At 39.0% G+C, this 15,484-nt stretch carries 15 protein-coding genes; 3 read left to right on the forward strand and 12 right to left on the reverse strand.

Annotated elements, in window-relative coordinates:
• Positions 1 to 21: 21 nt before the first annotated feature.
• The 3 genes from NNJ73_RS07685 to NNJ73_RS07695 all read left to right on the forward strand — a co-directional run bounded on the left by NNJ73_RS07685 (position 22) and on the right by NNJ73_RS07695 (position 2,302).
• Positions 22 to 744 carry an ABC transporter permease gene (locus NNJ73_RS07685; protein WP_254493548.1) on the forward strand — a complete coding sequence of 241 codons (723 nt, stop codon included), beginning with the start codon at positions 22 to 24 and terminating at the stop codon, positions 742 to 744.
• Entirely contained in the window at positions 741 to 1,448 is a 708-nt protein-coding gene (locus NNJ73_RS07690; protein WP_254493549.1) for an ABC transporter permease, read from the forward strand. The genes NNJ73_RS07685 and NNJ73_RS07690 overlap by 4 nt, the downstream gene beginning before the upstream one ends.
• Before the next feature lie 80 nt (positions 1,449 to 1,528).
• A complete protein-coding gene (locus NNJ73_RS07695) occupies positions 1,529 to 2,302 on the forward strand; it encodes an amino acid ABC transporter ATP-binding protein (RefSeq protein ID WP_305883333.1) in 774 nt (257 codons plus the stop codon).
• Between the two features lie 20 nt (positions 2,303 to 2,322).
• Here the strand turns inward: NNJ73_RS07695 and lpxB are convergent, their stop codons facing one another.
• The 12 genes from lpxB to rpsB all read right to left on the reverse strand — a co-directional run bounded on the left by lpxB (position 2,323) and on the right by rpsB (position 15,366).
• Positions 2,323 to 3,519: a lipid-A-disaccharide synthase gene (gene lpxB, locus NNJ73_RS07700; RefSeq protein ID WP_254493550.1), complete on the reverse strand. Its 1,197-nt coding sequence runs from the start codon at positions 3,517 to 3,519 to the stop codon at positions 2,323 to 2,325.
• Positions 3,512 to 4,384, reverse strand: a complete 873-nt coding sequence (locus NNJ73_RS07705) for an LpxI family protein (RefSeq protein WP_254493551.1) — start codon at positions 4,382 to 4,384, stop codon at positions 3,512 to 3,514. The genes lpxB and NNJ73_RS07705 overlap by 8 nt, the downstream gene beginning before the upstream one ends.
• A gap of 2 nt (positions 4,385 to 4,386) precedes the next feature.
• Positions 4,387 to 5,211, reverse strand: a complete 825-nt coding sequence (lpxA, locus tag NNJ73_RS07710) for an acyl-ACP--UDP-N-acetylglucosamine O-acyltransferase (protein ID WP_254493552.1) — start codon at positions 5,209 to 5,211, stop codon at positions 4,387 to 4,389.
• 24 nt (positions 5,212 to 5,235) lie between these two features.
• A complete protein-coding gene (gene fabZ, locus NNJ73_RS07715; RefSeq protein ID WP_005773633.1) occupies positions 5,236 to 5,703 on the reverse strand; it encodes a 3-hydroxyacyl-ACP dehydratase FabZ in 468 nt (155 codons plus the stop codon).
• A 1-nt stretch (position 5,704) separates the two neighbouring features.
• Positions 5,705 to 6,751, reverse strand: a complete 1,047-nt coding sequence (gene lpxD / locus NNJ73_RS07720; protein WP_254493553.1) for a UDP-3-O-(3-hydroxymyristoyl)glucosamine N-acyltransferase — start codon at positions 6,749 to 6,751, stop codon at positions 5,705 to 5,707.
• A gap of 66 nt (positions 6,752 to 6,817) precedes the next feature.
• Positions 6,818 to 9,214: an outer membrane protein assembly factor BamA gene (gene bamA / locus NNJ73_RS07725; RefSeq protein ID WP_254493554.1), complete on the reverse strand. Its 2,397-nt coding sequence runs from the start codon at positions 9,212 to 9,214 to the stop codon at positions 6,818 to 6,820.
• Positions 9,215 to 9,417: 203 nt separating this feature from the next.
• On the reverse strand, positions 9,418 to 10,566 hold the full coding sequence (locus tag NNJ73_RS07730) for an RIP metalloprotease (RefSeq protein WP_254493555.1): 1,149 nt from the start codon (positions 10,564 to 10,566) through the stop codon (positions 9,418 to 9,420).
• Positions 10,567 to 10,581: 15 nt separating this feature from the next.
• Complete coding sequence (locus NNJ73_RS07735) at positions 10,582 to 11,397, reverse strand: phosphatidate cytidylyltransferase (RefSeq protein ID WP_254493556.1); 816 nt, start codon at positions 11,395 to 11,397, stop codon at positions 10,582 to 10,584.
• Positions 11,398 to 12,087: 690 nt separating this feature from the next.
• Complete coding sequence (gene frr, locus NNJ73_RS07740) at positions 12,088 to 12,648, reverse strand: ribosome recycling factor (protein WP_139413154.1); 561 nt, start codon at positions 12,646 to 12,648, stop codon at positions 12,088 to 12,090.
• Positions 12,649 to 12,685: 37 nt separating this feature from the next.
• Entirely contained in the window at positions 12,686 to 13,405 is a 720-nt protein-coding gene (gene pyrH / locus NNJ73_RS07745; RefSeq protein WP_005773640.1) for a UMP kinase, read from the reverse strand.
• Between the two features lie 155 nt (positions 13,406 to 13,560).
• Positions 13,561 to 14,484, reverse strand: coding sequence for a translation elongation factor Ts (tsf, locus tag NNJ73_RS07750; protein WP_254493557.1), 924 nt, complete (start codon positions 14,482 to 14,484; stop codon positions 13,561 to 13,563).
• Positions 14,485 to 14,586: 102 nt separating this feature from the next.
• The gene (gene rpsB, locus NNJ73_RS07755; RefSeq protein WP_254493558.1) at positions 14,587 to 15,366 is read right to left on the reverse strand and encodes a 30S ribosomal protein S2; all 780 of its coding nucleotides are present in this window, start codon (positions 15,364 to 15,366) and stop codon (positions 14,587 to 14,589) included.
• Between the last annotated feature and the right edge of the window lie 118 nt (positions 15,367 to 15,484).

The raw sequence follows: 15,484 nt of genomic DNA on the forward strand, positions 1-15,484 counted from the left end.
TCTTTCATGAGGAACACAAGAATGATTGAAAATTTAGCATTGCTATCATTTAGCAATGGTGGATGGGGAATGGTGATACTTTCTAGCGCAGGAATGACACTGTCATTGGCCTTATGTTGTGGCCTTCTTGGACTTCCTCTAGGACTTTTAAATGCTGTGATGATTCGATCTGATATTAAGATAGCAAAAGCTATTGCACGTCTTTTTTCAACGGTGTTTCGTGGGCTCCCAGAACTTTTAACCTTGTTTTTAGTGTACTACGGATTACAAAGCCTTATTCAAAATGTCTTTGACTATTTTAATCTTGAAGTCATGTTTAGTATCAATGCTTTTGTTGCTGGTGTTCTTGCTCTGAGTATGGTTCTTGCCGCTTTTTCTTGTGAAGTTTGGCTTGGAGCATTCAACATTTTTGATAAAGGGCAATATGAGGCTGCTAAAGCTTTAGGGCTTTCACGCTCAACCACATTCTTTCGTATTGTCTTCCCTCAGCTCATCCGAAATGCCTTGCCAGGACTTTCTAATAATTGGCTTACTTTACTGAAAGATACATCCCTCGTTTCAACTATCGCGCTTGTTGACCTCATGCGACAAACGAATTTAGCTGTCGCTGCGACCAATAAACCCATGCTATTTTATCTTGTTTCCTGCTTACTCTATTTATTATTTTCAGCGTTTTTTGCCGCAATCTTACGCTATTTAGAAACATACACTCAAATAGGCTATAAAAAGGTACCAAGTCAATGATTCCTGAGTGGCTTTATTTCCTTTTTAATCCTGATCTTTTAAGCCGTTATGGGCCAAAATTTATTGATGGCTTTATTGTTACTGTTGAGCTTGTTTCTATTTCTTGTTCTCTTGGTTTTTTCCTCGGTATGCTTATTGCTTTTGCACGTTTATCAAAAAATATGCTTTTACAATATTTTGCAAATGCTTATGTTTATTTTTTCCGCGGCTCTCCTTTGTTAGCCCAACTCTTCCTTTTTTATTATGGACTTGGTTCAATGAACAGTTTTTGGCAACAGGTTGGTCTATGGTGGTTTTTTCAAAACGCGTGGTATTGTTGCCTTTTTATTTTCACACTCAATTCTGCTGCCTATCAATCTGAAATCTTTAAAGGAAGTTTTCTATCCGTAACCACTGGACAACGTGAAGCATCAAAAGCTTTAGGTCTGAGCAATTCTATCACATTTTTTAGAGTTATTCTTCCACAAGCAATGATCGTGGCATTACGCCCCCTAGGAAATGAGTTGATTTTAATGATTAAATCGAGTGCCATTGCCTCACTTGTTACTGTTTATGATTTAATGGGAATTGCTAAACTCACTTATTCACGTACATTCGACTTCCAAATTTACGTTTGGGCCGCACTTATCTATCTTTTTATTGTTGAACTCATTCATCGTTTTATTGTTTTTATCGAACATCATCTCACGCGATATTTACGGTAAAATAAAATGATCATAAAAAACTTTACCAAATCAAAATGGTGCATTAATCAATTTATTCATCAATGAAAGAATAAAACAAGATGAATTTAAAAAATAATCAATCAATCTCTCCAAATCACCCCCCTGTGATCTCCATTCAAAACCTCAATAAATGGTATGGAGACTTTCAGGTCTTACACGATATCAACTTTGATGTTCAAGCTGGTGAACATATCGTTATTTGTGGACCATCTGGATCAGGAAAATCAACGCTAATTCGTTGTATTAATCAATTAGAACAAGCACAAAAAGGTTCAATCTGTATTCATAACGTTGATATCAATACTGCTCCTCTACAACAGCAAAAAAATGTTCTGCGAAAGATAGGAATGGTTTTTCAGAACTTTAATTTATTTCCCCACATGAGCGTTCTACAAAATTGTATTTTAGCCCCTATGACAGTTCAAGGGCTTTCCAAACAACAAGCAAAAGAACGGGCAATTCGTTACTTAACGCATGTAGGTATTGAAAAACACTGTGAAAAATATCCTTTACAACTTTCTGGTGGACAACAACAGCGTGTTGCAATTGCTCGTGCGCTTTGTATGGAACCTGAAGTCATGCTTTTTGATGAACCCACTTCAGCTCTTGATCCAGAAAGTGTGGGAGAAGTTTTGGAAGTAATCGCTCAATTGGCCGATACTGGAATTACAATGCTTTGCGTTACCCATGAAATGGGCTTCGCAAAAAAAGTCTCAGAAAGAATACTCTTTCTAGAAAATGGAAAAATTGTTGAAGATACAGCCTCTGACAAATTTTTCACCAACCCTAAAAGCCAACGTGCCCGTGAATTTCTTGCTAAAATTAAACATTAGTCACCAAAATATTGTTTTATTTATACAATTTTACCCCTACTTCTTAAAAGATTGATAATCTTTTGCGCACCGACAATCCCCGATGGGACTTCTGTTTTCATTTTCTGTTTCACCATCTCAAAAGCATCGAGTTGAGCCTGGCGCAATAAAGGATTAGATAAAAGTTGTTCTACCTGTCTTGCTAACATACCAGGACGGATCAATTCATTCAAATATTCTGGAATAATCGGCTTATCAGCAATAATATTTGGAAGAGCAGCGCTCCATAACATCATTTTAGGAAAAATAAATAATTTAGAAAAATGATCAAGTTTATAGCAAAGAGCCATAGGAATTTTTGCTAAAGCTAATTCAAGAGAAACCGTTCCATGGGCTGCAAGAGCAACATCTGCTTGCGCAAAAGCACGCCATTTTTCATCTTCACCAACAACAATCTCTACTTTTCTTTTCCAGCCCTGCACAAAATCACGTATTCTATCCACCAAATGGGGCAAAGTTGGTAAAATAATCTGTAAATGAGGGATACGTTGTATAAGAATCTCTACTGTTTCTTGAAAAATAGGCATTAAAGAACGAATCTCTAAATTGCGTGATCCTGGCAAAATAACCAATGTAGGCGACGATGTTTGTTGACCACACAAATTTCTTTGTTCTTCTTGGCGCTTTTTTTCTAACTGAACTCTCAAAAGAGGAGGATATGTCAAAAGACGATGTCCAACATAGGTGGTAGAAGGACCTCCTAAATCCTGCATAACCTTTTCTTCAAAAGGAAAAACCGCTAAAACATGATCAACAAATCCGCACATAGCTTTTGCACGCTCTGGCCTCCATGCCCAAACGGTTGGTGCAATATATTTAATAATCGGAATAGAAGGTGCTAAAGCGCGGACCTTTTTTGCAACACGATGCGTGAAATCAGGACTATCAATAATAATTAAACAATCAGGTTGCTCTTGTGCGATAAATTTGGATAAATTACGAATATGCAGCAGCAGCAACGGTAATTTTTTCAATACCTCCTTTAAACCTATTAAAGCAATATCATGAGAATCAAAAAAGCTTTTTAAACCTAATGCCTTTAAATGCTGTCCCCCAACACCTATCAAATGAATGTTGCCTCCTATTTGTTGTGATAAACAAGAAATTAAATCCGCCCCGAGCAAATCACCAGATTCCTCACCTGCAACCACAGCAACTTTTAAGAAACAATCATTCATGATCAAACTTTTCAAATGTTTCTATAAATAGAGAATATTTGTTAGCTTTTTCTATTGTTGTTTTCACCGATAATATGAGACTTCTATTTGCCTCCACCGCAATACCAGATAGACCACTCTTTGCAATATTCATTATTGTTGTAGGCCCAATTGATGGCAAATCAACACGATTATCCTGCTGTGGCTTTGCACATTTTACAAGAACACCACCTTGAGGGGGAATTTGCCCTCTTTCTCGCATTTCACAAACACGCCACAACATATTATCAGTTCCCTCAGCCCCCTCCAGAGCAACCACCCTTCCTTGAACAACGACAATGGCTTGTCCTATATCCAATTGACCTAAAAGCTTTGCTGCTTCTGCTGCTAAAAAAATATCCTTCTTCTCTTTCTGTGTGGCACGCCGTACTGTTAAATTAAATTCTATAGGAGCTAAAAGATCTGGAACTATTTCGTGAGCACCAATAACAGAAAAACCGTGTGCTTCAATAATCCGTATAAAAGCTTTTAATAACGCATCGTCCCCCCTCCTCAAAGCCCCAATTAACTTAGGAAGAGCTAAAAATGTTGTCCAGTCCAGTCGCAATTGTGTAAGAAGTGGTCTCTTTTTCACACCACCTGCCAAAACAACATTATAAACTCCAGCTTCTTTCAAGATTTTAACGAGTCGCGCTAACTCTACAATTGATAGCTCACAGTGTTCATAACGATAAAGAACAGAATCTGCCTCACCATGCAAAAGCACAAGAAAAGGATTCTCTCCATTCTTCTCAAGAGTCTGTGCAACAGTAATCGGTAGAACACCACTTCCTGCTATAATAGCAGTACGGCCGGAAAGAAAATTTCTGGCACCCCACATAGGCATTTTTAATCCTTATGTTCTTTTATTCTATCACCTTCAAATTTTGGTGTACAATAAAAACGCTTTCCTTCTTCTTTAATAAAATTAACAACGTCAGCAACCGACTGAGAAGAAGAATAGAAAGAAGCAACATCATTAACACGCTCTTTAAAGGGCTTGCTATGATCAAAAAGCATGGCAACCGCATGACGGAGTGCATGAATATCTTGACGCTCAAGCCCTGCACGCTTCATGCCAATAATATTGAGTCCGGCAAGTTTTGCCTGCACACCAACAGCTGTTCCATAAGGAATCAGATCACCCACCAGTGCAGATACACCGCCGATAAATGCATGATGTCCAACACGAACAAATTGGTGAACAGCAGCACCACCACCGATAATCACATAATCACCAACAGTAACATGACCAGCAATCATCGCATTATTAGCAAATGTTACATGATTGCCGACATGACAATCATGAGCGATATGCGCATAACAAAAAAATTGACAATTATCACCAACAACTGTCATTCCCACACTCGAATCGGAGCCTCTATGCATTGTTACGCCTTCACGAATCGTACAATTCTTACCAATAAAAAGTGTGGTAGCTCCCCCTTTATGTTTATTATTTTGCGGATCTGCCCCCAAAACTGCATGAGAAAAGACTTTACTCTTGGCGCCTAACGTTGTCTTTCCCATTATTACAACATGACTTGTCAAACTACATTCATCACCAATAACAGCCTCTGAACTAATATGGCAAAACGGCCCAACGCGTACATTCTCACCAAGCTGCGCTCCCTTCTCCACAAGAGCCGTTGTATGGATTTTCGTACCGGACATTTTTAATTTCCCATCAAATATCGTTTATTCTTCTTCAACAATCATCGCAGCAATTTCTGCCTCAGCGACGCGGACATCTTCTACTTTTGCAACACATGAAAAACGCCTCATACCAGATCTCTTTTTCAAAAGCTGAACATGAATTTTAAGCTGATCACCAGGCATAACCGGCTTACGAAATTTCGCATTATCAACCGTCATAAGGTAAACCAAATTTGTTTGCTTATTGCCTAAATTTAAAAGTGCTATTGCTCCGGCTGTTTGTGCCATAGCTTCTAAAATCAAAACCCCAGGCATAACAGGCTTTGCTGGAAAATGTCCCGTAAAATGTGGCTCGTTAATCGTTATATTTTTAATACCAATTGCTTCTTGTTCACCATCAATATCAACGATACGATCGATCAATAAAAATGGATAACGGTGCGGTAATATTGAGAGCAATTTTTCAATATCAACAGCCTCTAAATCTCTAGTTCCTTCTGTGCTGATCATCTCAGCTTTTCTCCTTTTTAACTTTTCCCATACTGCGCAACGTTGCTACTTCACGAAACCATTGTTTAAATGGTCGTGCTGGACTCCCTCCCCATTTTTCACCATCCGGAATGTCATTCATAACGCCACTACGACCAGCAATCTGAACACATTTTCCTATCACGATATGATCCGCTACTCCAACCCCTCCGCCAAGCTGAGACATATCCCCTATCGATGTACTCCCAGCAATTCCACATTGAGCGGCAATAAGGCAATAACGACCAATTTTTACATTGTGGGCAATTTGTACAAGATTATCAATCTTGCTTCCTTCTCCAATAACAGTATCTTGAAATGTTCCTCGATCAATCGTGGTATTCGCACCAATTTCCACACCATCTTCAATAATAACGCGACCAAGTTGTGGAATTTTCTCGATTCCATCTTCCCCTCCAACATAACCAAAACCATCTTGCCCAATACAAACACCAGGATAAAGCTGAACCCTATCCCCTATTAAGGAACACTGAACGGTTACTTTAGGAGCAATATAGCAGTCACATCCAATACGGCAATTTTCACCAATAACAGCGGTGGATGAAATAAGAGTTCCTGCACCAATCTCAACATTTCTCCCGATAACAGCTCCCGCTTCAATACACACATCATCGGCAAACTTAGCCGTTGGATGAATATGGGCATGCGGTGAAATCTCTCTCTGTCCTAACCAAGGCATTGGTCTGACAGAATCAGGAAACAAAATACGACCAACCTGAGCAAAATCACGCTGCGGTGTGGATGTCACCAAAATTGCCATTGTGTCAGGAACTTTAAAAACAATATCATTCGTACAAAAAACAGCAACAGCAGAACTGTCTCGTAGAGCATCAGAAAACTTCCGATGCTCCACAAAAACAAGAGAACCTTCCACAGCACTCTCAAGCGAAGAAAGAGTATTGATAACTTTATGAGAAAACTCTGGATTAAGAAGCTTTGCACCCGTCAACTCAGCAACATTTGCAACTGTCAATTGCCGGGACGGCGTAAAAAAAAATGTATCCGCCATCAAAACACTTTCTCTCCCAGCTTAAGCTATTCTCTTCAAGCTTTTCCTTCTTAAAAAACGCTCAAATTAGAACTTCGTAGAAATACCAAAGTTCAATTGCTGCAAACGATCTCCCTCCTGCTTTGTTATTGGCCAAGCATAATCAAAACGCAAAGGACCAAACGGAGAATCCCACATCAAACTCACACCTGCAGATGAGCGCCAAGCACTTTTGGTATGGGTAACAGGCGGCTCACCCTTAAAAACGGCTTTATAATTATTGCCATAGAGCGTAGCAATATCTGCAAACAAAGCACCGCGCAATCCGAATCCTTCAGGCACAACAGGAATAGGAAACTGTACTTCAGCAGTCGCATTCATATATGTCGTTCCCCCTAAGAAATAAACTTCACCCTTATTGGAAACCTGACGAGGACCTATTCCATTGTATTTGAATCCTCGGATCATATCCGTATTCGCTTTAAACATATCGAAAATACGAACACCCTCCTTGCCTATTTCGTGGATATAACCACCGCCAAAGGAAAGTAAACCAACAATATCCCTCTGATCAGAAAGCGTCTTGTACATCATCGCTTTACCCGTGGTCTTCAAGAACTTTGCTCTCCCACCAAGTCCTGCATATTCCTGAAGAAGATGCACGTACCATCCATCATGGGGATTTCTCATATCATCAATCGTATTATAAGTTAAACCATAACTAATCGATGAACGTTTCCAAGGACTTTGCTTAGCTGCTTGAACAATCGCACCAGAATATTTCCCATATAATTCTATTATATCACTCTCTTTGTTGAAATCATACTCTCCACCAAAATCATATTCTTCTTGCACATAAGAATAAGCAACATTCGCAGATAATTGATTATTAATAGGCAACGAAAACCGTAGCGATCCCCCTGTCTGTCGTACATCATAGGCTTTATCAGCACGATAAGTGCTGCGAAAAACATCAACGCCAGCCGATAAACGGTATCCTAAGAAATAAGGATCAACAAATGATAAATTATAATTACGGGATTTTTCTTGCCCTGCTCCTAGCCCTAAACGAACGTACTGACCACGTCCCCCAAGATTACGCTCAGTAACAGAGACTTCAAGTGACATACCAGGACTTGTTCCGCCCGTTGTATAACCTCCAGAAAGAGAGAGATCCCCTGTTGAAGCTTCAACGACATCTATCACCAAAACAACTTGGTCAGATTGCTCAGTTGGAACCATTGAAATATTAACAGCTTTGAAAAAACCTAAACTTTCTAGACGACGTTTCGCCCGCTGCAATAAAGTTTGATTGTAAGCATCTCCTTCATTTAAATCGATCTCACGACGAATGACGTAATCACGCGTTTTCTCATTGCCACGGATATCAATACGCTGAATATATGCACGTGTACCTTGTTCAATATTATATAAAATTGAAATCGTATGATTTGCTAAATCACGGTTTCCACGTGGTTCAACTTTAGCAAAAGCATATCCTGAATCAGCAACCTTATTATTAATAATAGCAACAGACTGTTCAATATCTTCTGCACTATAAACATTCCCTGGCTGGGTCTTAAGCTTGCCTTTCACAGATTGAACGTCAATTCCATCAACATCACTTTCAACCTGAATATCACTAATTTTATAGCGTGGTCCTTCATCAAGCACGAAAGAAATTTTATACGTATTGCTTGCGGCATCAAAAGCCGCTTTAGAAGAGACAACACGAAAATCCGCATAACCACGATTATAATAAAAGCGCCGTAAAGCTTCTTCATCAGCAGCGAGACGCTCTTCACTGTAAACATCGCCTCCCAAAAACTTTGAAAAAATTCCTGAAGACTTTGTTGAAATCACATCACGCAACCGGCGGCTTGCAAAGACAGTATTTCCCTTAAAAGTGATATTACTAATCTTTGTTTTTTGTCCTTCAACAACATTAAACACCACATTAACACGCCCTTTTCCAAGGTTAATCGTTTGAACGTTAACAGTGATATTATTACGACCTAGCGTTTTATAAGCCTCACGAATTGTATTTATATCAGCAGAAAGCTTAGCAGAATTAAAAGGTTCATTTGGCTTTAAAGAAATAAACCGTTTAAGATCTGGGTCTTTAAAAGATTTATTTCCCTGAAATAATATTTGATTGACAACCTCATATTCTTTTACGAATACAATCAATTTATCACCTACTTGATTTATTTTAACATCATAAAATAAACCTAACTCGAAAAGATTCTTCACAGCATGATCAACATCACCACTTGAGATCCCTTGTCCAGCCTTAATACCCATATTGTCTCGAATCGCCTGAGAACTTACAAACTTATTCCCACGAACCTCAATAGAACGGACTACAGATGCTTGTATTTCTCCAACCGCAGCAATTGACATAAAAACCGTTGCTGGGGCAATCATCCCCATCTTTAACACCAACACAGATGCTGCATTTAAAAACTTTGAATTCGTAGTCATTGGCTTTTTTACCTTACTCTTGTTCCTTGGACATGATGCCTTAAAAAGCTAACTGCCATAACAACCTTTTTACAGCGAGACTTTTCATCCCTTAATTACTCATTATAATGTACGACGCCACAATATTTTGCAGACATGGTAAACAACCTTCAATTTGTTTTTGCTATTATTACCCAATTTACAAAGCGTTTTCCATAATTTAATTAGCTAAACCAACAAAAATAATCATTAAAGAAGACAAAAATCATAAAAAGCAGAAGAAGGGAAAAACCTAAACGAAAAAAAATTCCCTGAATTTTAGTGGATATTTTTCTACCAGTAATGACCTCAATGACATGAAATAAAAGATGCCCACCATCAAGCGGTAGAATCGGAAAAAGATTAATAAGCCCAACGCTTATTGAAAGAAAAGCCGCCAAATTCAATAAAGAGATAAAACCTGTCTCGCTCACTTTCCAGGCAATTTTTACGGTTTTAGAAGGCCCACTTAGCCGACAACGATCTTCTTTGCCTCCGATTAAACGACTCATAAAAAGAACAGTTTGAGTGGCAATAAACTCCGTACGGTTTAAGGCTTCTCCTATAGCTGTTACAAAATCATAGCGAATATGCTTTATATAAGTTGGATCTAAACGTGGAGGATTATTTAAATCAACAGGAACACCTACACCGATCATAGCTCTTTGTGTTCGATTCCCAAATCCATCATCTCGCTCAATGACTTTTGGGGTGATGACAGTGGTAAACACGCGCCCCATGCGTTCTATTTTAAACTCTATCGGTTCTCTTCCATGAAAAGCTACATAATTCATCAAATCTTCAAAACTTTCAACCCGTAGACCATCCATTTCAACAAAGCGGTCCCCTAATTCCAAACCGGACTGAATAGCAGGGCTCTCTTTTACCAAAGAACCAACAACGGGTTCAATGGCGACACGACCATAAATAAAGAAAAAAAACGTTAGAATAACAATAGTAAAAAGAGCATTGAAAAAGGGACCAGCAAAAACAGTTGCTGCTTTTTTCCAAGCATGTGCACTGGCAAATGAACCATCAATAATCGGAGATGATGGTGATAATAGCCCCTCGTTTTTATCCTCCTCCCCAACAAATTTTACATACCCGCCTAAAGGGATAAGGGCTAAACGCCATTTCGTACCATGCTTATCTGTGTAACTGGCTATTTGTGGTCCAAATCCAAGTGAAAAAACTAACGCCTTAATACCACACCAGCGCCCAATGAGATAATGCCCAAGTTCGTGCACAAAAATAATAAGCATAATGATGAAAAGAATATTCAAACTTCTTAAAAGAAAATCACCCATAGTGACCATATGATTTAAAAGTCCCAAAATATCTTCTCCCCATTAAATCATGCTAAAAAGATTAAAAGGTGCATTCATGTCAGACATCAATGAACCAATTAAATAAAGAAGACAAGTTGCTCCTACCAATCCATCCATACGATCCATAAAACCACCATGTCCAGGCAAAAAAGAACTGGAATCTTTAACAGAAAAACGTCTTTTAAGCCATGATTGTCCTAAATCACTCAATTGTGAAACAATTGACAAAACAAGTGTGAGGAGTGGCACAAAAAAACTTGCTGAATTTATATCAAAAAATCCAAAAGCAACCCATATACCACCGAAAACGCCGATAAATGTACCACCAAGTGCTCCTGACCATGTTTTATTAGGAGAAAATTGTGGTGCTAATTTAGCCCCCCCCAAAGCACGTCCGATAAAATATCCACCGATATCGGTCCCCCATACTATCGTAAATAAGAAAATAACAACTTGGAACCCCAACATCTCATGATCCCGTAAAAAGCATAAAGCCACAACAGGAAAAGATGCATATAAAAAACCACAAAAAACCCAACCACTGTTTTTTATAGATATAATAGCCAACACTGCAGCCAATACGATTAAAGCACAAAAAATCAATGAAGCTGATACATTCAACACTAAAAAAAAGCCAAAGAAAAAATAAAAAATACCTGCTAATATCTTTTGTAAAACACACCACTTCTCTTGAGTAATATTCATCCACTCATAAAGAATAAAACTGCCAATACACCATGCAAACAGAAAAAAGGTGGTCCCTCCCAACCATGTTAGATACAAAGCAATAACGCCAAACACGAAAGCCGTTAGAACACGATAAACCAAATTAGACAAAACAACATCCAAACAATAAAAATAGAAAATACAAGCTCTAAAATTGATGCAAGAAAAACTTCCCTACCCAGTATTTTTATTTCATACTTGTGCAAATCTCTCTTATAATTTACCATAAATGGTTTAGTCTACCAAGATAGCGCTTATACGGCGAATAATCAATGAAAACAGATCAAAAATCTTCCTTATCTAGATTAATCTTAAAATAAATTTTCAAAGATTTTCTTAAACATAAAATGAGAAAGTGGTTATCTACGCCCTACATAAATTAACTTAGAGGTTTTTTCGTATAAAAGAGCTGCTTTATTAACTCTTTATCATTAAAAAACGAATTACGGCCCATAACATCCGCTTGCCCCATCATTCTGCGCGCATGCTTTATAATAGGCGCTAAGAGTAAGGAAATATTGTTTGTGCTATATTACCCCAACCCCATCTTAGAATATTTGAACCATCCCTCATAATGTTTCTCATCATGTGGTTTAATAATGCCTCCAGTAAAGGGAAGACTTCACTCACAGATTAAAGAATAAAAGCATCAACTCTTTTAAATCAATCTTTCCCCTATCAAGATGATAAAATAGCCCCCTCCATCACACCTTGCTATCACAGCGCACATGACTCTCTGCTCTTATCCATAAAAATAATTTACACGCTGAGGGTGAAATATTTTTCCTAGCAAAAAAAGTCTTAAACGTGCATAATTTCAGATTCTTTCACGGCTAAAATTTTATCGATATCAGCAATGGTTTCATCTGTGAGTTTTTGAACTTTTTCGGATAAACTATGGGCTTCATCTTGTCCAATTTCACCATCTTTTTCTAACTTTTTCAAATTGTCCATACCATCACGACGAACATGACGTGTCGCAACACGCGCTTGCTCTGCATAGTGATGCGCAATTTTTACAAGTTCTTTACGGCGCTCTTCATTCAACTCAGGTAAAGGAATACGTAAATTCGTACCATCCGTTATAGGATTTAAACCAAGCCCAGAATCGCGAATAGCACGCTCGACAGCTCCTACCATCGTTTTATCCCATACAGAAACAGAAAGCATCCGAGGTTCGGGAACAGAAATATTAGCAACCTGATTGATGTGTACAACAGAACCATAAGATTCAACGGTCAATGGCTCTAATAAACTTGCCGATGCCCGCCCCGTCCGTAAGCCACCCAACTCATGTTTAAAAGCCGTGATAGCGCCATCCATGCGACGTTTCAGATCATCCATAATTGATGCAACATTCATATTTCTGTCTCCTTCAATTGTCCTTTGAAGCTTACTCTTATTCCGATACCATTGTAAAGCGCCCTGTTCCATTCAAGACCTTAGCTAATCCGCCTTTTTCATGAATGGAATACACAATAATCGGTACATTATTCTCACGGGCTAAGGTGACCGCCGTTGAATCCATAACCGATAATCCCCATTGCAAAATTTCAACATGTGTTAATTGGTCAAAACGCTTAGCCGTAGGGTCTATTTTGGGATCGGCTGAATAAATACCATCGACTTGTGTTCCTTTAAGAAGAACATCCGCACCAATTTCTGCTGCACGTAAAGTGGCAGCAGAATCAGTGGTAAAAAATGGATTTCCGGTACCACCCGCAAAAATAACAACTTTTCCCTGATTCATATAAGCTATTGCTTTACGTTGCGAAAAACTTTCACAAATTTGTGGCATAGCAATCGCAGAGAGTACAACAGTTTCAACGCCTAATTTTGTCAATGATGTTCGCAATGCTAAAGAATTAATAGCCGTTGCAAGCATTCCCATATGATCACCTGTCACGCGATCCCCACCATGCGAAGCAACAGCAACACCGCGAAAAATATTTCCCCCACCGATAACAACCGCCACTTCTATCCCCATTGCGCGCACTTCTGCAATATCAGCAGCAATACGATCGACAACAGAAACATCAATACCAAAACTCTGTCCCCCCATAAGAGCTTCACCAGAAGCCTTTAAAAGAATACGTTTATATGGAAGTGCTAATGCCATTCATAATCTCCCCAAAAGCACATTGTCTTTTTGCTTTTGACACCACGAAGGGCACCACTTTTTTCACGTGACGCCCTCTTAACAATCACATCGTTTCCATTAGAGGCTCTAAAACCAATGAGGATTTTAAATCTCTGATCAAGAATTTGCAATAACTAGCCTTTTGCGGCTGCCGCAACTTCTGCAGCAAAATCAGACTCCTCTTTTTCTACACCTTCACCAAGTGCAAAACGAACAAAGCCTGTGATTTTTGCTGGAGAACCTATTGATTTCTCAGCGTCCTTTAAAGCAGCCTCAACAGTCATATCAGGATTCATAACAAAAGCTTGAGACAGCAAAACAACCTCTTCAAAAAACTTACGCATACGTCCTTCTACCATTTTTTCAATGATATTTTCAGGTTTTCCAGACTGACGTGCTTGATCTGAAAAAATTGCTTTTTCACGCTCAATGGCACCAGCATCAACGTCTTGTGCTGTAAGTGCTAATGGATTGGTTGCCGCAATATGCATTGCAACCTGCCGACCAAAAGCAAGAGCTGCTTCTTTATTTCCCGTTGTTTCAATTGCAACCAAAACACCAAGTTTTCCAAGCCCATCAGCCACACTATTGTGTATATAAGTCGCAACAACACCATTCTCAACAGACAATTTAACAGAACGACGAAACGTCATATTTTCGCCAATTGTACCAATTGCATCTTTAATTGCAAGCTCTACAGTCTTTTCAGAGCCTGGATAAAGAGAAACAGAAACAGATTCAACATCACCTGGCGTATCCAAAGCGGCAGTTGCTACTTTACGCACAATGTCTTGGAATCCATCATTGCGTGCAACAAAATCTGTTTCAGAATTAATCTCAACCAAAACTGCATGTGAATCTCTTGATACGACTCCAATTAATCCCTCAGCTGCCGTACGACCAGCCTTTTTATCTGCTTTCGCTATTCCTTTTTTACGAAGCCAATCAACAGCAGCTTCCATATCACCATTGGTTTCTGCCAACGCTGCTTTACAGTCCATCATTCCGGCGCCAGATAATTCTCGAAGTTCTTTTACTTGTGCAGCAGTAACGCTCATATTTGCCTCTTCATTCTGTAACAGTGAAAGCGTGCAAACTTCCTCTGCACGCCTATAACTTTTTCTTTAGATAATAAAAGTACCTTAATTAGGCATTTTATATTACTCAGAAACTGCCGAAACCGCATTTTCTTCCAAAATAGGATCCACAGGTGCATCAATTTGAGCTCCTAAATCGATACCCATTGCACCTTGTTGGCGTGCAATACCATCAAGAGCAGCACGCGCAAAAAGATCGCAATAAAGAGAAATCGCACGTGAAGCATCGTCATTCCCTGGTATTGGATGTGTTACATCATCAGGATCACAATTGGTATCAATAATAGCAATCACTGGAATGTTTAAACGTTTTGCTTCTTGGAGTGCAATATTTTCTTTATTTGTATCGATAACAAAGATAAGATCTGGGACAGAACCCATATCTTTAATACCACCAAGCGCACGATTAAGCTTTTCACGATCACGCTCAAGATTTAAACGTTCCTTTTTAGTAAAGCCTTGTGCTTCAGCAGCAAGAATTTTATCAAGCTTTCGCAAACGATGTATCGAATTGGAAATCGTTTTCCAATTCGTCAGCATACCGCCAAGCCAACGCGCATTAACATAATATTGGGCAGAACGATTTGCTGCATCAGCGATAATTTCAGATGCCTGCCGTTTTGTGCCAACAAAGAGAATACGGCCTCCACGCGCAACAGTGTCTGAAACAAGTTTAAGCGCTTGATGTAAAAGTGGAACGGTCTGAGCAAGATCAATAATATGAATATTATTACGCTGACCATAAATATAGGGAGTCATTTTGGGATTCCAGCGATGAGTCTGGTGACCAAAATGCACACCTGCTTCTAAAAGCTGGTGCATAGTAAAATCGGGTAGTGCCATAAATCTTATCCTTTCCGGTTCAACCTCCGCGGAAAAAGCAGGAAAACCTACTACCGGCGGATGCTTGCTAGACTTTCCTCACAGGTTATCTACAAACACCCAAACTCCGCGTGTGGAA

Source organism: Bartonella sp. B1099 (genome assembly GCF_944801835.1).
GTDB lineage: Bacteria > Pseudomonadota > Alphaproteobacteria > Rhizobiales > Rhizobiaceae > Bartonella.